The sequence below is a fragment of the Blastococcus litoris genome, assembly GCF_003075095.1.
Lineage (GTDB): Bacteria > Actinomycetota > Actinomycetes > Mycobacteriales > Geodermatophilaceae > Blastococcus_B > Blastococcus_B litoris.
Map to the genome: position 1 here is coordinate 145,833 of NZ_QCZF01000010.1, position 16,594 is coordinate 162,426.

The following is a 16,594-nucleotide window of genomic DNA, read 5'->3' on the forward strand; positions in this document are numbered from 1 at the left end:
CCGGACCGACCGTGGCGCGTCCGCTGATGGCGTAACGCCGTCCCCCGACCGGGCGTTCCCGGGCTCAGGAGAGCCGGGCCAGCAGCGCCTCCATCGCGGTGGCGACGGCGGCCGCGCGGACGGTCCCCCGGTCGCCGGTCAGGTCCAGCTCGTGCACGTCCGTGCGCCGTCCGTCGGCGACCCCCAGGTACACCCGGCCGGGCCCGTGGCCGTCGACCGGCTCGGGCCCGGCGACCCCGGTCAGACCGACCCCCCAGGTGGCGGCGCACCGGGCCCGGACCCCCTCGGCGAGCGCGGCGGCCGTCTGGGGGCTCACCGGTCCGTGCCGGTCCAGGAGCTCGGCCGGGACACCGGCCAGCTCGGTCTTGAGGTCGGTCGCGTACACGACGACGCCGCCGCGCAGGGTCGCGCTGGCCCCGGGGACCGTGGCGAGGGTGGCGCAGAACAGCCCCGCCGTGAGCGACTCGGCGGCGGCGACGGTCTCCGACCGCGCCAGCAGCGCGATGTGCACACGGACGGCGACGGGTGCTGCGGGATCGGTCACGCCCCATCTTCTCCCGCTCCGCGCAGCTGTACCTTCCTCGCACTCCCCCGTCTCCCTAGAGTGCGCATCGGGCGTCCCACCGGGGGCCCGAGCGCCCACCCGGAAGGCGCCGGCATGTACGACACCGATCCCTCCACGCCGCAGGTGCGCCTCATCGGCGGCCTGTCGCTGCACTACGGCGGCCGGCGGATGGCGCTCCCGCCGGGGAGCCACCGCCTGCTGGCCTACCTCGCCCTGCACCCGTCCGGCGTGGATCGCCGGAGCACGGCGGGCGTGCTGTGGCCGACCGTCGAGGAGAGCCGCGCCGCCGGGAACCTCCGCTCGGCGCTGTGGCGGCTGCAGCAGGTCGGCTGCCCGCTGGTCCACGCCGAGCAGTGCACCCTCGCCCTGCGCGACGGCGTGGAGGTCGACCTCGCGCGCTTCGAGGCGTGGGCGGGCCGGATCCTCTCCGGCACGGCCGGACCCGACGACCTGGCCGTGGACCCCGGGCCGATCGCCGAGCTCGAGCTGCTGCCCGGCTGGTACGACGACTGGGTCCTCGCGGTGCGCGAACGGGTCCACCTGCGCCGGGTGCACGCGCTCGAGCAGCTCAGCCTGCTGCTGCGCCGCTCGGGACGCCCGTCAGCGGCGCTGGAGGCGGTGCACCTCGCCGTCCAGGCGGAGCCGCTGCGGGAGAGCGGTCAGCTCGCGCTGATCGAGGCGCACCAGGCGGCGGGCAACTGGGCCATCGCGCGCCAGCAGTTCGACGCCTTCCGGCGCATCCTGCGGCGGGAGATCGGCGTGGAGCCCAGCGCGGAGCTGACCGCGGTCGCCACCGCCCCGCGCCGCCGGGGCGTTCCGCTCCCCGGTCCGCGGCGCTAGGCCGCGGTGTCGGTGCGGGTGCCGCTGGGCCCGGCCGCCCGCCGGGCCGCGGCCGCGCGCATCGCGCGGGCGCTGGTCTGGCGCAGCGTGACCGCGCGATAGACGTAGTCGAGACCGGTGAGCACGGTCAGCAGCACCGCCAGCGCCATGACCCACCACCGGCCGGTGGCCAGCAGCCCGGTGAGCGGCAGGATGTAGAGCCCGATCGCCAGCGCCTGGACGACGGTCTTGGCCTTGCCGCCGCGGCTGGCCGCGATGACGCCGTGCCGGATGACCCAGAAGCGCAGCAGGGTGACGCCGACCTCGCGCACGAGGATCACCACGGTGACCCACCACGGCAGCAGGCCCAGCACGGAGAGCCCGATGAGCGCGGTGCCGGTGAGCGCCTTGTCGGCGATCGGGTCGGCCAGCTTGCCGAACTCGGTGACCTGCCCGGTGCGGCGGGCGATCATCCCGTCGTAGCGGTCGGTGATGATCGCCACCGCGAACACCAGCGTCGCCCAGTAGCGCCGGTCGTCGTCCAGGCCGCCGTCGGACAGCAGGAGGACGGCGAACAGCGGCACCACGGCCAGGCGGAGCACCGTCAGGGCGTTGGGCAGGTTGACGAGCTTGACCGACGACGGCGGTGTGGCAGCGGGGTCCGGGGCGACGTCGGTCATGGAGCTCACCGCCCGGCCGGAGCCAGGCCGGCGCCCACCAGCGCCCGCGCGACGAGGTCGATGCCCTCGGTGCCGACGACCTCGGCGGTCAGCAACTGCCCGGCCACCGCCTCGGACGGCACGCCGGCGACCGTCGTCGTGCCGTCGGCGTCGGGGTCCTGGTGGGCGGCGTGCCCGAGCCAGACGCCCGGGCCCTCCTCCGCGGACAGGTCCTCGGTGAGCAGCACCTCGACCCGCTCGCCGATGCGGTCCTCGGCGCGCTGCGCGGTGAGCTCCTCGACCAGATCGGTGATCCGCCGCACGCGGGCGTCGATCTCCGCCTGGTCGAGCTTCCCCTCCAGGCCGATGGCCTCGGTGCCCTCCTCGTCGGAGTAGCCGAACACACCCACGGCGTCCAGGCGGCCCTCGACGAGGAAGCGCTCGAGCTCGGCGACGTCGGCCTCGGTCTCGCCGGGGAAGCCGAGGATGACGTTGGTGCGGAAGCCCGCGGTCGGCGTGAGCGCACGGGCCCGCTCGATGAGCGCGAGGAAGTCGTCGGTGCCGCCGAAGCGCCGCATCCGACGCAGCAGGGTCGGCGACGAGTGCTGGAACGACAGGTCGAAGTAGGGGGCGACACCCGGAGCGGAGGCGATCAGCTCCAGCAGGCCGGGCCGCAGCTCGGCCGGCTGCAGGTAGGCCACGCGCACGCGCAGGATGCCCTCGACGGCCGCCAGCTCCGGCAGCAGCTTCTCCAGCGAGCGCAGGTCGCCGAGGTCCTTGCCGTAGGACGTGGAGTTCTCGCTGACCAGCACCAGCTCGGTGACGCCCTGCGACGCCAGCCACTGCGCCTCGGAGAGCACCTCGGCCGGGGGACGCGAGACGAACGCGCCGCGGAACGTCGGGATCGCGCAGAACGCGCACCGGCGGTCGCAGCCGGACGCCAGCTTGAGCGCCGCGGACGGGCCCGAGGCGAGCCGCTTGCGGCGCAGCCAGTCGTGCCCGGGGATGGACGGCGCGTCCGGGGCCGCGGTCGCCGCCGTCCGCTGCACGGGGCTGATCGGCAGCAGGGTGCGCCGGTCGCGCGGCGTGTGCGGCACGAGCGGCCGGCCGGCGAGCACGTCGTCCAGCCGGTCGCCGATCGTGCCGTAGTCGTCGAAGCCGAGGACCGTGGCCTCGGGCAGGGCGCCGGCCAGCTCGGAGCCGTACCGCTCGGCCATGCAGCCGACCGCGACCACGGATGCGCCGGAGTCGGTCGCCGCGAGGATGGCGTCGACGGAGTCCTTCTTGGCCGTCTCGATGAAGCCGCAGGTGTTCACCAGGACGGCGTCGGCGCCCTCGGCGTCGTCGACGAGCTGGTACCCCTCGGCGGCGAGCCGCCCGGCGAGCTCCTCGGAGTCGACCTCGTTGCGGGCGCAGCCGAGGGTCACCACCGCGACCTTCCGGGCAGGGTGGGGCGCGGCTGTCACCCGACCATCGTAGTCGGCGTTCGGGGCGGGGACGGCCCCGCGACGGTGTCGCCCGTCTCAGGCGGTCCCGTCGGCGGGACCGCCGCCACCCCTCAGCGTGAACAGCACCGATTCGAGCTCGTCGGGCTTGATGAGCACGTCGCGGGCCTTCGACCCCTCGGACGGCCCGACGATGCCGCGGCTCTCCATCAGGTCCATGAGCCGGCCGGCCTTGGCGAAGCCGACCCGTAGCTTGCGCTGCAGCATCGACGTGGAGCCGAACTGGCTGGTGACGATGAGCTCCACGGCCTGCACGAGCAGGTCGAGGTCGCCGCCGATGTCCTCGTCGATCTCCTTCTTCTCGCCCGCCGCCGCGGTGAAGACCTCTTCCCGGTACTCGGGCTCGGCCTGCCGCTTGGTGAACTCGACGACCGCCTCGATCTCGGTGTCGGACACGTACGCGCCCTGGACGCGCATCGGCTTGCCGGCGCCGATCGGGAGGAACAGCGCGTCACCCATGCCGATGAGCTTCTCCGCGCCCGGCTGGTCGAGGATGACCCGGCTGTCGGTGAGCGAGGACGTGGAGAACGCCAGCCGCGAGGGCACGTTGGCCTTGATCAGACCGGTGACGACGTCGACCGAGGGCCGCTGCGTCGCGAGCACCAGGTGGATGCCGGCCGCACGGGCCTTCTGCGTGATCCGGACGATCGACTCCTCGACGTCGCGGGGCGCGACCATCATCAGGTCGGCGAGCTCGTCGACGATCGTGAGGATGTAGGGGTAGGGCTGGTAGACCCGCTCGCTGCCGGGCGGGGCGGTGATCTCGCCCTTCTCGACCTTGCGGTTGAAGTCGTCGATGTGCCGGACGCCGGTGGCCCGCATGTCCTGGTAGCGCTGCTCCATCTCCTCGACCAGCCAGGCCAGCGCGGTGGCGGCCTTCTTCGGGTCGGTGATGATCGGCGTGATCAGGTGCGGGATGCCGTCGTAGGGCGTCAGCTCGACCATCTTCGGGTCGACCAGGATCATCCGCAGCTGCTCTGGCGAGGCCCGCAGCAGCAGCGAGGTCAGCAGCGAGTTGATGCAGCTGGACTTACCTGCACCGGTGGCACCGGCGACGAGCAGGTGCGGCATCTTGGCCAGGTTGGCGCAGACGAAGCCGCCCTCGATGTCCTTGCCGAGGCCGACCAGCATCGGGTGCGGGTCCTGCTTGGCCGCCTGCGAGCGCATGACGTCGCCCAGCGACACGGTCTCGCGGTCGGTGTTGGGCACCTCGACGCCGACCGCGGACTTGCCGGGGATGGGCGCCAGGATCCGGATGTTGTCGTTGGCCACCGCGTAGGCGAGGTTCTTGGTCAGCGCGGTGATCTTCTCGACCTTGACGCCGCTGCCGAGCTCGACCTCGTACCGGGTCACCGTCGGGCCGCGGGTGAAGCCGGTGACGGCGGCGTCCACGTTGAACTGCTCGAGGACGCCGGTGATCGCCTCGATGGCGACGTCGTTGGACTTCGACCGGGCCCGGGGCGGGGTGCCCGGCCGCAGGATCGTCAGCGACGGCAGGACGTAGTTGCCGGCCACCGGCTGGATGGACAGCTGCTCCGGCTCGGTGATCGGCGGCAGGTCCTCCGGAGGCGCCGTGCGGTCGACGACCGGCGGGCGCGAGGCCGGCGGCACGAGCTCGGTGTGCTCGGGCCCGGTGGTGAGGGTCGCCTCCGGGGCGGCGGCGAAGGCGGCGTGGTCGATGGGGCCGGTCTTCAGCAGGTCCTCGTTGACCGCCTTGCGGCGGCCGCGCCGGCTCGTCGGCTCCTCCTCCTCGTCCTCGTCGTCGTACTCGTCGTACTCGTCGTCGTAGTCCTCGCCCCGGCCCAGCAGCCAGTCACCGAGGTCGCCGAGGCGCTGCGGGATCTGGTGCACCGGGGTGGCGGTGATGACGAGGACGCCGAAGAAGGCGACGAGCGCGAGCAGGACGACGGCGACGGCCATGCCGACACCTGCCGCGAGCGGTGCGCCGACCCCCCAGCCGATCAGGCCCCCGGAGCCGGTGATGCCCGCCTTCGGGTTCGCCGGCGTCCCGACCAGCTGCGCGATGCCGAGCACCGACGCGACGGCGCAGAGCCACCCGATGGCCAGCCGGCCGCGCGCCTCGGGACGGGGTCCCCGGCGCAGCAGCCGCAGCGCGGCGAAGAAGAGGACGACGGGCAGGACCATCACCAGCGACCCGATGACCCAGCGCACGCCCTGCGTCAGGCCGGCGCCGACGGGGCCGATGCCGTTGCTCCAGGCGGCCGCGCCGAGCACGACCGACAGTCCCAGCACGGCGAGGCCGACGCCGTCCCGGCGGTGCTCGGGCGCGAGCGGCTCGGCCTCCTCGGGGCGGGCGACCGAGCGGGCGAGCCCACCGGCGCCGCGGGCGAGCAGGTTCCAGCTGCCGGAGACGACACCCCAGAGGCCGGAGGACTGCTTCTTCTTCGCGGCGGGGCGACGGTTGGCCGTGGTGCGCTTGGCGGCCGGCCGCTTCTTGCTGGCCGTCGATCCCGACCGGCTGCGGCTGGCCGCCGGTCGACGCGACGACGTTGTGCGGGCAGGCATGCGTCGGACGGTAATCGTCTCCAGGGCCCGATCCGGGCAGGCCGGAGCACGTGTCCCCTGGGGGCCCTAACGTCACATGCATGGTTTCCGCCGCTCTCCCCCACGGTTCCTGGCCGACCCGCATCACGTCCGAGCTGGTCGTCCGCGCCGCCGCCGTCCTCGGCGAGGTCGTGGTCGACGGCGGCGACGTCTGGTGGTCGGAGTCCCGCCCGGCCGAGGGCGGTCGCTCGGTGATCGTCCGCCGGGCGGCCGACGGCACGGTCGCCGACGTCCTGCCCTCGCCGTGGAACGCGCGCACCCGGGTGCACGAGTACGGCGGTGGCGCGTGGACCGTGTCCGGCGGGACGCTGTGGTTCACCGAGTTCTCCGACCAGCGCCTGTACCGGCTCGACCCGGGCAGCGGCACCCCGGTCGCGGTCACGCCCGAGCCCGCCGTCCGGGCCGGGGTCCGCCACGCGGACCTGCGCGTGCAGCCGGACGGCAGCCTGCTCGCCGTCCGCGAGACGCACCCGGCCTCCGGTGGTGCCGCGGACGTCGTGAACGAGCTGGTGCGCATCGGTCCCGACGGCAGCGACGTCCTGGTGACCGGCCCTGACTTCGTGTCCGACCCCCGCCCGTCACCGGAGGGCGACGCGCTGGCCTGGCTGCAGTGGGACCACCCGCACATGCCCTGGGACGCGGCGCGGCTGGTCGTGCGCGGCGGCGACGGTCGCGAGCACCCGATGGCCGGCGGGGACGGCGAGTCGGTCGTGCAGCCGGTGTGGGGTGCCGACGGCACCCTGTGGTTCCTGAGCGACCGGTCGAACTTCTGGTCGCTGTACCGACGTCGTCCGCACGGCGAGATCGAGCTCGTGGTCGACGTCGGCAGTGACATCGGCGGCCCGCAGTGGCGGTTCGGGTCCAGCCGGTACACGCTGCTGCTCGACGGCCGGGTGGTCGTCGCGTACGGGCGGGCCGGCGCCGACCGGCTGGCCGTGCTCGAGGACGGCGGCGTCCGCGAGCTCGACGTGCCGTGGGGGACGTTCCGCTACGTGCAGGCGCAGGGGACGTCCGTGGTGTGCCTGGCGGCGAGCCCGTCGAGCGAGCCGGTGGTGCTCCGGGTGGACGTCGACAGCGGCGAGCAGGAGGTGCTGCGCCCGGCGCGCGACCTGGGGCTGGACGCGGCCTGGTTCTCCGTGCCCGAGCACGTCACGTTCCCGACCGAGGACGCCGGGACGGGCATCGGCGAGGCGCACGCGCTGGTCTACCCGCCGACCAACCCCGAGGCGACGGCGCCCGCCGGCGACCTGCCACCGCTCCTGGTGGTCGTGCACGGCGGCCCGACGGCTGCCGCCGTGCCGGTGCTGAACCTGGACGTGCAGTACTGGACCTCTCGCGGCTTCTGCGTGGCCGACGTCGACTACCGCGGCTCGGTCGGGTACGGCCGGCGCTACCGCGACGCGCTGCAGGGCCGCTGGGGCGTGATCGACCTCGACGACGTCGTCGCCTGCGCGCGTTTCCTCGCCGGCAGCGGCCGCGTCGACCCCGACCGGATGGCGATCCGCGGCGGCTCGGCCGGCGGCTACACGACGCTGGCCGCGCTGAGCATGCGACCGGGGGTCTTCACGGCCGGCGCCAGCCACTACGGCGTCGCCGACCTGGGCGCCCTGGCCGCGGAGACCCACAAGTTCGAGTCCCGCTACCTCGACGGGCTGGTCGCGCCGTGGCCGTCGGGCCGCGCGGTCTACGACGAGCGGTCGCCGATCAACCACGTCGACGCCTTCGACACGCCACTGGCGGTGTTCCAGGGCGACGAGGACGCCGTCGTGCCGCCGGACCAGGCGGAGGCCATCGTGGCGGCGCTGCGGGCGAAGGGCGTGCCGCACGCGTACCTGCTGTTCGCGGGTGAGCAGCACGGCTTCCGCAAGGCGGAGAACATCCGCGCCGCCCTGGACGGCGAGCTGTCGTTCTACGCGCAGGTGTGGGGATTCGAGCTGCCGGTCGAGGAAGGCATCGAGCCGATCCGCGTCGCCACCTCGTGACCGGGGTCCGGCCGGCCCGTGACGCCGACCTGCCGCTGCTCCGGGAGATCGAGCGCGCCGCGGCCCGAGCACGCGACCTGCCCGCGATCACGCTCACGACGTTCACCGACGTCCCGTGGAACGGCCCCTACTACGACATCGTCGCCCTCCGGGCGACACCGCGGCCACGTGCCGTCCCCAGGGCGCGCTGAGCCGCTGCGTCACGCCTGCGCGGACCCCTCCGGGGCCCACTCGGCCCGACAAGGCGTCCGCCGCTAGACCTCCAGCACCGTCGGGATGATCATCGGGCGGCGGCGGTGGGTGTCGGACACCCACTTGCCGACGGTCCGCCGAATGCTCTGCGACAGGCGGTGCGAGTCGATCTCGTCGTCCTGGAGGGCCCGCTTGAGGTTGTCCTCCACCAGCGCCAGCACCTCGTCGAAGGCGGCCGGGTCGTCGGAGAAGCCCTTGGTCGACAGGTGGACCGGCCGCACGATCGTCCGCGTCGAGGGCTCGATGACGACGGTCAGCGCCACGAACCCCTCGTCGCCGAGGATCCGCCGCGCCTGCAGCGACTCCTCGCCGACGTCGCCGACGTTGAGCCCGTCGACGTAGACGTTGCCGATCGGGACGCTGCCCACGATCGAGGCCTTGCCGTCGACGAGGTCCACGACCACGCCGTCCTCGGCGAGGATCACCCGGTCGCGGGCCATCCCGGTCTCCTCCGCCAGCGCGGCATGGGCACGCAGGTGGCGCCACTCGCCGTGCACCGGCATGAGGTAGCGGGGCTTGGCGACGTTCAGCAGCGTCCGCAGCTCGCCCGCCGGCGCGTGGCCCGACACGTGCACCCGCGCCGTCTCCTTGTGCACGACCGTGGCGCCGAGCCGCGCGAGGCCGTTGATCACCTTGTAGACCGCGGTCTCGTTGCCCGGCACCAGCGACGACGCGAGCACGACGGTGTCACCTGCCTCGATGGTGACCTGGTGGTGGTCGCCGCGCGCCATGCGGCCCAGCGCCGAGAGCGGCTCGCCCTGCGAACCGGTGCTGACCAGCACCACCTGCTCCGGTGGCATCGCGGCGGCGTCGTCGAGCGACACCATCAGGCCGGGCGCGACGCGGAGCAGGCCGAGGTCGCGGGCCACTCCCATGTTGCGCACCATCGAGCGGCCGACGAACGCCACCTTGCGGCCGTGCGTCTCGGCGGCGTCGAGCACCTGCTGGATCCGGTGCACGTGGCTGGCGAAGCTCGACACGATCAGCCGCTGGGTGGCCCGCCGGAAGACGTCCTCGAGGACCGGGCCGATCGACCGCTCCGGGGTGACGAAGCCCGGGATCTCGGCGTTCGTGGAGTCGGCCAGGAGCAGGTCGATGCCGGTGACGCCCAGCCGGGCGAAGGCGCCGAGGTCGGTGAGGACGCCGTCCAGCGGCAGCTGGTCCATCTTGAAGTCGCCGGTGTGCACCAGGACGCCGGCGGGCGTGTGCACCGCGACCGCGAGCGCGTCGGGGATCGAGTGGTTCACCGCGATGAACTCGCAGTGGAACGGCCCGGCGAGGTGGTCCTCACCGGCGGCGACCTCGACCAGCGTGGGGTCGAGCCGGTGCTCGCGGAGCTTCGCGGCCACCAGCGCGAGGGTGAACCGCGAGCCGATCAGCGGGATGTCCTCGCGCAGCCGCAGCAGGTACGGGATCGCGCCGATGTGGTCCTCGTGCCCGTGGGTGAGCACGACCGCGGTGATGTCGTCGAGCCTGTGCTCGATCACCCCGAAGTCGGGGAGGATCAGGTCGACCCCCGGCTGCTCGGCCTCCGGGAAGAGGACGCCGCAGTCGATGACGAGCAGCTTGCCGTCGAACTCGAGGACGGCCATGTTGCGGCCGATCTCCCCCAGCCCGCCCAGCGCCATGACGCGCAGGCCACCGGCCGGGAGCGGGGGCGGTGCCTTGAGGTCGAGGTGCGGCTGGGTGACCTGACCACTCACAGCGCGACCCCGCCGGCCACCAGGTCCTGGCGGAGCTGGGCCACCTGCTCGGGGGTGGCGTCGACCAGCGGCGGTCGCACCGGACCCGACGGCAGGCCGAGCTGGCGCAGGGCCGCCTTCGCCAGGATGACGCCCTGGGTGCGGAAGATGCCGGTGTAGACCGGCAGCAGGCTCTCGTTGACCGCCCGCGCCTTGACCAGGTCGCCGGACTCCACGGCGGCGATCAGCTCGGCCAGCCGCGGGCCCACGACGTGCCCCACCACGCTGACCACGCCGACCGCGCCCAGTGCGAGCAGCGGGAGGTTGAGCATGTCCTCGCCCGAGTAGTAGGCGAGGTCCGTGCGGGCGAGCGTCCACGCGACGGCGCCGAGGTCGCCCTTGGCGTCCTTGACCGCGACGATGTTCGGGTGCTCCGCGGCGCGGACCAGCGTCTCGACCTCGATGGGGACCGACGACCGCGGCGGGATGTCGTAGAGCATCACCGGCAGGTCGGTGGAGTCGGCGACCGCGGTGAAGTGCCGCAGCAGGCCCTCCTGCGGCGGGCGGTTGTAGTACGGCGTCACGACGAGGAGCCCGTGGACGCCGAGCGCCGCCGCCGACTGCGCCTTCTCGATGGAGTGGGCGGTGTCGTTGGTGCCGACACCGGCGATCACTGTCGCCCGGTCGCCGACGGCGTCCATCACCGCCTCCAGCACGGCGTGCTGCTCGCCGTCGCTGATGGTGGGCGACTCCCCCGTCGTCCCGAAGACCACGAGCCCGTCGTGCGACTGCCGGTCGACCAGGTGCGCGGCCAGCTCCTGAGCGCCGGCGAGGTCGATCGTGCCGTCCTGGGCCAGCGGGGTCACCATCGCCGTGAGCACGCGCCCGAAGGGCCGCGCGGGGTCGCCGGTCATGGGGAGAATCTACCCAGCGGTGCCGACCGCTCCCCGTTCGTACTCCGACACCGCGTACCGCAGCCCCGACGCCGACGAGAACTCCCAGCCGGCGTCCGGCGTCCGTGCGACCCGGCGCCACTCCGGCCCGAGCGCCGGTGCCCAGGTGTCGCCCTCGACGGTGACGTCGACGTCGGTGACCACCAGCCGGTCGGCGTGGGGCAGGAACGCCGCGTAGACCGCACCGCCGCCGATCACCCAGAGCGGTTCGTCGCGGTCGAGCACCTCGGCGACCGACCCCGCCCGGGAGGCGCCCTCGCCGGTCCACCCCGGGTCGGAGGTGAGCACGACGTTGGTGCGGCCGGGGAGCGGGCGGAAGCGCTCCGGCAGCGACTCCCAGGTGCGCCGCCCCATGACGACGGTCGAGCCGGTGGTCAGCGTCCGGAAGAGCCTGAGGTCCTCGGGGAGGTGCCAGGGCAGCCCGCCCCCGGCGCCGATGACCCGCTCCCGCGCCTGGGCCCAGATGAGGGCGACCGTCACACCGCCACGGCCGCACGGATCGCCGGGTGGGGGTCGTACCCGCCCACGGTGAAGTGCTCGTAGGTGTAGTCGAACAGCGACGGCGCGGGCGCGAGCTCGAGCGTCGGAAACGGCCGCACCTCGCGCGAGAGCTGCTCGCGGACCTGGTCGACGTGGTTGCTGTAGATGTGGCAGTCGCCGCCCACCCAGACGAAGTCGCCGGGGGCGAGGCCGACCTGGTCGGCGATCATCCGGGTCAGCAGCGCGTAGCTGGCGATGTTGAACGGGACGCCGAGGAACATGTCGGCGCTGCGCTGGTAGAGCTGGCAGGAGAGCCGCCCGTCGGCCACGTAGAACTGGAAGAACGCGTGGCAGGGCGCCAGGGCCATGTCGGGCAGGGCGGCGACGTTCCAGGCGGAGACGATCATCCGGCGGGAGTCGGGGTCGGAGCGCAGCGTGTCCAGCAGCTGGGCGATCTGGTCGACCTGCCCGCCGTCGGGGGTCGGCCAGGAGCGCCACTGGACGCCGTAGACGGGGCCGAGCTCCCCCTCGGGGGATGCCCACTCGTCCCAGATGGTCACGCCGTTCTCGCGCAGCCAGCCCACGTTGCTGTCCCCGCGCAGGAACCACAGCAGCTCCACCGCGATCGACCTGAAGTGCACCTTCTTCGTCGTCACCAGCGGGAACCGCTCGGACAGGTCGTAGCGCAGCCGCTCGCCGAAGAGGCTCACCGTCCCGGTCCCGGTGCGGTCCTCCTTCGGCGTCCCCCGCTCGAGGATGCGTCGCAGGAGGTCCTCGTACTGGGTGTCGATCGGTGCGCCGTCCACGGGCCCGAGGGTACGGCTGCGCACCGACACGGCCGAGCGGCCGGCACCACCTGCCCCAGCCGCCCACCGGCTCCCGGCAGACTCCTCGGCGTGGACTGGTGGCAGACCCTGCTCGCCGTCGTGGGCGGCCTGCTGCTGGTCTGGGCGGCCGGCCTCGCGCTCCTGTGGCGGGCGCGGCCGGAGGACCTCACCGTGCGCGAGGCGCTCCGCCTGCTGCCCGACCTGGTCCGGCTGGTCCGCCGCCTGGCCGCCGACCCGTCACTCCCCCGCGGCGTCCGGATCCGCCTCTGGCTGCTGCTGGCCTACCTGCTCTCGCCCGTCGACCTCGTGCCGGACGTCGTCCCGGTCCTGGGCTACGCCGACGACGTCGTCGTGGTCGCCCTGGCGCTCCGGTCGGTGGTCCGGAGAGCCGGCAGCGACGCCCTCGCTGCCGCGTGGCCGGGCGGACCGGCGGGTTTGGCCGTCGTCCTGCGGCTGGCCGGGCTGCCGGCCGGCTCAGGCCCCGAGATCGGCCCGGACCGCGCGTGAGGCCCCGAGGAGGTCGGCCGCGAGGTCGCCGGCGCCGGTGACGACCACGTCGTCGAGCTGCAGCCAGTCGGCCATGAGCCGCAGCTCCTCGGCCAGCGCCTCCGCGACGACGGGCCGCTGGATGCCCTCCTCGCCGTGCACCGCCTGCACCCGCAGGACGCCGGCCTGCCGGTCGGCCTTGAGGTCGGCGCGCGCGACCAGACGGTCCCCGAGCAGGAACGGCAGCACGTAGTACCCGTGGACGCGCTTGGCCGCCGGTGTGTAGATCTCGAGCCGGTAGCGGAAGCCGAAGATCCGCTCGACGCGCGGCCGCTCCCACACCAGGGAGTCGAAGGGGCTGAGGAGGGCCCGGGCGCGGATCCACCGCGGCCGGCGAGCGCCCGGGTCCAGCCAGGCAGGGCTGCCCCAGCCGGCGACGTCGACGGGCACCAGCTCCCCGGCGTCGGCCAGCTCCTCGATCGCCGCGCGGGCGGCCGCCGGCGTGAGCCGGAAGTAGTCACGGAGGTCCCGCTCGGTGGCGACACCCAGGGCCCGGGAGGCGACGCGCACGAGCTCCCGGACGGCGTCGGCGGGGTCGGGCGTGGGCGTTCGCAGGACGGCGGCGGGCAGCACCCGCTCGGTGAGGTCGTAGACCTTCTCGAAGCTGGTGGTCCGGTGGGTGGCCGTGACCGCCCCGGTGAAGAAGAGCCACTCGAGCGCCACCTTGCCGGCGTGCCAGTCCCACATCTCGCCGGACCGCTCGCGCGGGCCTTCGAGCAGGTCGCCGGCCTTCAGCGGCCCCTCGGTCCGCACGCGCTCGAGGACCTCGGCCACGAATCCGGGCCGGTCGCGCTGGAGGCGGACCATGTTGCCCCAGGCCTGCTGCTCGGCTGCGGCCATCCGCCAGCGCAGCTGCGGCTGCAGGCGGACCGGCAGGAACGACGCCTCGTGCGCCCAGTACTCGAACACGGCGTGCCGCCGGGCGGTCAGGTCGTCGAGGGCGGCGCGCGGGTAGTCCCCGAGCCGGCTGAAGTAGGGCAGGTAGTGGGAGCGCGACAGGACGTTCACCGAGTCGATCTGGACGACGGCGAGCCGCTCGGTGACCCGCCGGAGCTGCCGGGTGCCGACGTCGGCGGACGGGCGCGGATCGGCGAAGCCCTGGGCGGCCAGGGCGATCCGCCGTGCCAGACCGGCCGGAAGCCTCTCGGGAACGCTCACGGCTGGTCATCGTGCCGGTCGGGTCCGACATCCCGCCCGGTGGGCCGCCCGATCAGGTGGGTTCGAGGGGCGCGGCCCCGGCCTCCCGGCCGGGCAGCGGACGCCGGCGGGCTCTCGACTCGGCGGTGATCACCCAGGCGACGGCGCCGATGATCACCACGCCGCCGACCAGCACGTTCGGGGTGAGGGGCTCGGCGAGGAAGATCGCGCCGAGCGCCACCGCGACCGCCGGGTTGACGTACGCGTACGTCGTGGCCAGCGACAGCGGCGCCCGCGCGAGCAGCCAGACGTAGGCGCTGTAGCCGAGCACGCTCCCGACCAGCACCAGGTAGGCGAACGCGACCCACGACGACGGCTCGGTCCCCGAGAGCTCGAGCCGGCCCCACTCCCCGCCCAGCGAGCCGAGGGCGACCATCGCTGTGCCGCCGACAGCCATCTCGACGACCGTCGCGGCGAACGGGTCGGCCGGCATCGGCCGCCGCGTCGCCAGCACGGTCCCCACCGACCACAGCAGCGAGGACAGGCACACCAGCAGGAGCGGGCCGAGCTCCGCCGCACCCCGCACGCCGGGCAGCAGCAGGACGGCCACGCCGACCAGCCCGATCAGCAGCCCCGCGACGGTCGCGCCCGAGGGACGGTCGCGCAGGAGGGCCCGGAGCAGGACGACCCACAGCGGCGTCCCCGCGATGAGCAGGGCGGCGAGCCCGGAGTCGACGTCCTGCTCGGCCACGGCGACCAGCCCGTTGCCGCCGACGAGGAGGAAGAGGCCGGTGACCGCGGCGGTGACCAGCTGGGGGCGGGTCATCGCGAAGGCGGCCCGGCCCCGGAGCAGCAGCAGGGCCGTGAGCAGCACGAGGCCCGCCAGCAGGAAGCGGGTGCCCATGGCCAGGAACGGCGGGAGCCCGCCTTCCACCGCGTACTTGATGCCCAGGTAGGTGGATCCCCAGACCAGGTACACGGTGCCCAGCGCGACGAGGACGCCCGTCGTCACCGGCCGGTCGACTGCGGCGCCCCCTGGTGCGGAGCGGGGGGCGGTGGCGGTCACCCGGTGATTGCAGCACCTCGGCGGGAGGGGTCGGCCGGCGACTCCCCGGCGCACCTAGGCTGCCCGCGTGGACCCGACCTCGACGTTCCCCCGCCTCACCGGACGGGCCGACGTGTCGGTCCGCCCGGCGGTTCCGGAGGACGCGGCGGAGATCGCCCGGGTCCAGGCGGTCACGTGGCGGACCGCCTACCGGTCCGCGCTCCCCCCGGAGGTGCTCGACGGCTGGGACGCGGACGCCGCGGAGAGCAGCTGGCGCTCGGCGGTCGCTGCGCCGCCCACCCCGGCCCACGGCGTCCTCGTCGCCCTGGAGCGGAACTCCCTGGTGGGATTCGCGGCGTACGGTCCCGCCGAGCTGACGTCCGGCGAGGAGCCCGACCCGGCCGGCCCGACGACGGAGGTGGGCACGCTGCTGGTGGAGCCCCGGTGGGGCCGCCGCGGCCACGGCAGCCGGTTGCTCGCAGCGGTGCGCGATCTCGCCGCCGCCGGCGGAGCCGCCCGGCTCCAGGTCTGGCTGCTGGAGGCCGACCGGGTGTCGGCGAGCTTCTACGAATCGGCGGGATGGGAGCCGGACGGTTGGGCCCGGACCCTGGACACCGGCTCGGATCCGCTGCGCGAGATCCGCTGGCACGCGCTGCTCGACGAGGAAGGTGCACCGTGACGTTCGAGGGCTTCCCGGACGAGGGCCTGGTCTTCTACGAAGGTCTCGAGGCCGACAACACCAAGACCTACTGGACCCGCAGCAAGGGCACCTACGAGGCTCACGTCCGGGGCCCCCTGCTGGCACTGCTGGAGGAGCTCGGCCCCGAGTTCGGGACGGCGAAGGTGTTCCGCCCCTACCGGGACGTGCGCTTCAGCAACGACAAGACGCCCTACAAGACGCACCAGGGCGCCGTGATCCACCCCGAGGGCCGGGCGAGCGCCCTGTACGTGCAGATCTCCGCCGACGGGCTGCGGGTGGCCGGCGGGTGCTGGCGGCTCGAGTCGGACCAGGTCTCCCGGTACCGCCGGGCCGTGGCCGACGGGGTCCAGGGGCCCCGCCTGGAGAAGGAGACCGACCGGCTGTCAGCGGCGGGCTGGTCCCTCGACGGCGAGCGCCTGGTGCGGGTGCCGTCCGGTTTCGACGCCGACGCCCCGCGGATGGACCTGCTCAAGCGGAAGTCGCTGCACGCCGGCCGGTCGTGGGAGCCGGCGGACTGGCTGCACACCCGCCGGGCGCTGGACGAGGTGCGGAATGCGTGGCGCGACCTGTCGGCGCTCAACGCCTGGCTGGACGACAACGTCGGCGCAACGACGAAGGAGCCCACCCGCCGCCGCTGAGTCCGGGCTTCATGGCGATGAAAGCGTGGCTCGGGTGCGGGCGTCGTGGCGGTGATGCGCGGCTTGGTGGGGGAACGCCGAAGGGCCCCAGCGTGTGCTGGGGCCCTTCGGGAATGGTTGTCCGGCGGCGTCCTACTCTCCCACCCCGTCTCCAGGGCAGTACCATCGGCGCTGAGAGGCTTAGCTTCCGGGTTCGGAATGTTGCCGGGCGTTTCCCTCTCGCCATGGCCGCCGTAACT

General features: G+C 74.0%; 16 protein-coding genes and 1 rRNA gene. 6 read left to right on the forward strand and 11 right to left on the reverse strand.

Features of this window, described 5'->3' with window-relative positions; translation table 11 throughout:
* Positions 1 to 64 precede the first annotated feature (64 nt).
* Positions 65 to 544: a CinA family protein gene (locus DCS98_RS19455; protein ID WP_116453042.1), complete on the reverse strand. Its 480-nt coding sequence runs from the start codon at positions 542 to 544 to the stop codon at positions 65 to 67.
* Positions 545 to 658: 114 nt separating this feature from the next.
* Here DCS98_RS19455 and DCS98_RS19460 point away from each other — a divergent pair, with 114 nt between their 5' ends.
* A complete protein-coding gene (locus tag DCS98_RS19460) occupies positions 659 to 1,405 on the forward strand; it encodes an AfsR/SARP family transcriptional regulator (RefSeq protein ID WP_116453043.1) in 747 nt (248 codons plus the stop codon).
* Here the strand turns inward: DCS98_RS19460 and pgsA are convergent.
* The 3 genes from pgsA to DCS98_RS19475 are packed head-to-tail and all read right to left on the reverse strand — an operon-like array spanning position 1,402 to position 6,074.
* Entirely contained in the window at positions 1,402 to 2,064 is a 663-nt protein-coding gene (gene pgsA / locus DCS98_RS19465) for a CDP-diacylglycerol--glycerol-3-phosphate 3-phosphatidyltransferase (protein WP_116453044.1), read from the reverse strand. The two genes, DCS98_RS19460 and pgsA, sit on opposite strands and share 4 nt — an antisense overlap.
* Before the next feature lie 5 nt (positions 2,065 to 2,069).
* On the reverse strand, positions 2,070 to 3,509 hold the full coding sequence (gene rimO / locus DCS98_RS19470) for a 30S ribosomal protein S12 methylthiotransferase RimO (RefSeq protein WP_116453045.1): 1,440 nt from the start codon (positions 3,507 to 3,509) through the stop codon (positions 2,070 to 2,072).
* Positions 3,510 to 3,566: 57 nt separating this feature from the next.
* Complete coding sequence (locus DCS98_RS19475) at positions 3,567 to 6,074, reverse strand: FtsK/SpoIIIE family DNA translocase (RefSeq protein WP_116453046.1); 2,508 nt, start codon at positions 6,072 to 6,074, stop codon at positions 3,567 to 3,569.
* Between the two features lie 80 nt (positions 6,075 to 6,154).
* Between DCS98_RS19475 and DCS98_RS19480 the strand changes: the two genes are divergently transcribed.
* On the forward strand, positions 6,155 to 8,095 hold the full coding sequence (locus tag DCS98_RS19480; RefSeq protein ID WP_116453047.1) for a dipeptidyl-peptidase 5: 1,941 nt from the start codon (positions 6,155 to 6,157) through the stop codon (positions 8,093 to 8,095).
* Complete coding sequence (locus tag DCS98_RS23375) at positions 8,092 to 8,286, forward strand: hypothetical protein (RefSeq protein WP_206340351.1); 195 nt, start codon at positions 8,092 to 8,094, stop codon at positions 8,284 to 8,286. Before DCS98_RS19480 ends, DCS98_RS23375 begins: the two co-directional genes overlap by 4 nt.
* A gap of 63 nt (positions 8,287 to 8,349) precedes the next feature.
* Here DCS98_RS23375 and DCS98_RS19490 read toward each other — a convergent pair whose 3' ends face one another.
* The 4 genes from DCS98_RS19490 to DCS98_RS19505 are packed head-to-tail and all read right to left on the reverse strand — an operon-like array spanning position 8,350 to position 12,268.
* The gene (locus DCS98_RS19490) at positions 8,350 to 10,050 is read right to left on the reverse strand and encodes a ribonuclease J (RefSeq protein ID WP_116453048.1); all 1,701 of its coding nucleotides are present in this window, start codon (positions 10,048 to 10,050) and stop codon (positions 8,350 to 8,352) included.
* On the reverse strand, positions 10,047 to 10,943 hold the full coding sequence (dapA, locus tag DCS98_RS19495; RefSeq protein WP_116453049.1) for a 4-hydroxy-tetrahydrodipicolinate synthase: 897 nt from the start codon (positions 10,941 to 10,943) through the stop codon (positions 10,047 to 10,049). Before dapA ends, DCS98_RS19490 begins: the two co-directional genes overlap by 4 nt.
* 9 nt (positions 10,944 to 10,952) lie before the next feature.
* Complete coding sequence (locus DCS98_RS19500) at positions 10,953 to 11,462, reverse strand: dihydrofolate reductase (RefSeq protein ID WP_116453050.1); 510 nt, start codon at positions 11,460 to 11,462, stop codon at positions 10,953 to 10,955.
* On the reverse strand, positions 11,459 to 12,268 hold the full coding sequence (locus tag DCS98_RS19505; RefSeq protein WP_206340352.1) for a thymidylate synthase: 810 nt from the start codon (positions 12,266 to 12,268) through the stop codon (positions 11,459 to 11,461). The genes DCS98_RS19500 and DCS98_RS19505 overlap by 4 nt, the downstream gene beginning before the upstream one ends.
* Before the next feature lie 90 nt (positions 12,269 to 12,358).
* On the opposite strand from DCS98_RS19505, the gene DCS98_RS19510 reads away from it, so the two are divergent.
* Positions 12,359 to 12,796 (forward strand): DUF1232 domain-containing protein, encoded by a 438-nt coding sequence (locus DCS98_RS19510; protein WP_116453051.1) that lies wholly within the window; start codon positions 12,359 to 12,361, stop codon positions 12,794 to 12,796.
* Here the strand turns inward: DCS98_RS19510 and DCS98_RS19515 are convergent.
* Both DCS98_RS19515 and DCS98_RS19520 read right to left on the reverse strand, forming a co-directional pair.
* Complete coding sequence (locus DCS98_RS19515; RefSeq protein ID WP_116453052.1) at positions 12,764 to 13,993, reverse strand: winged helix-turn-helix domain-containing protein; 1,230 nt, start codon at positions 13,991 to 13,993, stop codon at positions 12,764 to 12,766. The two genes, DCS98_RS19510 and DCS98_RS19515, sit on opposite strands and share 33 nt — an antisense overlap.
* A 52-nt stretch (positions 13,994 to 14,045) precedes the next feature.
* Positions 14,046 to 15,038 carry an EamA family transporter gene (locus DCS98_RS19520; protein ID WP_206340353.1) on the reverse strand — a complete coding sequence of 331 codons (993 nt, stop codon included), beginning with the start codon at positions 15,036 to 15,038 and terminating at the stop codon, positions 14,046 to 14,048.
* Positions 15,039 to 15,105: 67 nt separating this feature from the next.
* Between DCS98_RS19520 and DCS98_RS19525 the strand changes: the two genes are divergently transcribed.
* Both DCS98_RS19525 and DCS98_RS19530 read left to right on the forward strand, forming a co-directional pair.
* Complete coding sequence (locus DCS98_RS19525) at positions 15,106 to 15,696, forward strand: GNAT family N-acetyltransferase (RefSeq protein WP_116453054.1); 591 nt, start codon at positions 15,106 to 15,108, stop codon at positions 15,694 to 15,696.
* Positions 15,693 to 16,355, forward strand: coding sequence for a DUF2461 domain-containing protein (locus DCS98_RS19530; protein ID WP_116453055.1), 663 nt, complete (start codon positions 15,693 to 15,695; stop codon positions 16,353 to 16,355). The genes DCS98_RS19525 and DCS98_RS19530 overlap by 4 nt, the downstream gene beginning before the upstream one ends.
* Positions 16,356 to 16,474: 119 nt before the next feature.
* Here DCS98_RS19530 and rrf read toward each other — a convergent pair.
* A 5S ribosomal RNA gene (gene rrf / locus DCS98_RS19535) occupies positions 16,475 to 16,591 on the reverse strand.
* Between the last annotated feature and the right edge of the window lie 3 nt (positions 16,592 to 16,594).

Bases quoted from the DNA above. Each gene is read 5' to 3' on its own strand.
- DCS98_RS19460 (WP_116453043.1), top strand. From the start codon at position 659: ATGTACGACACCGATCCCTCCACGCCGCAGGTGCGCCTCATCGGCGGC.
- pgsA (WP_116453044.1), bottom strand. From the start codon at position 2,064: ATGACCGACGTCGCCCCGGACCCCGCTGCCACACCGCCGTCGTCGGTC.
- DCS98_RS19475 (WP_116453046.1), bottom strand. From the start codon at position 6,074: ATGCCTGCCCGCACAACGTCGTCGCGTCGACCGGCGGCCAGCCGCAGC.
- DCS98_RS19480 (WP_116453047.1), top strand. From the start codon at position 6,155: ATGGTTTCCGCCGCTCTCCCCCACGGTTCCTGGCCGACCCGCATCACG.
- dapA (WP_116453049.1), bottom strand. From the start codon at position 10,943: ATGACCGGCGACCCCGCGCGGCCCTTCGGGCGCGTGCTCACGGCGATG.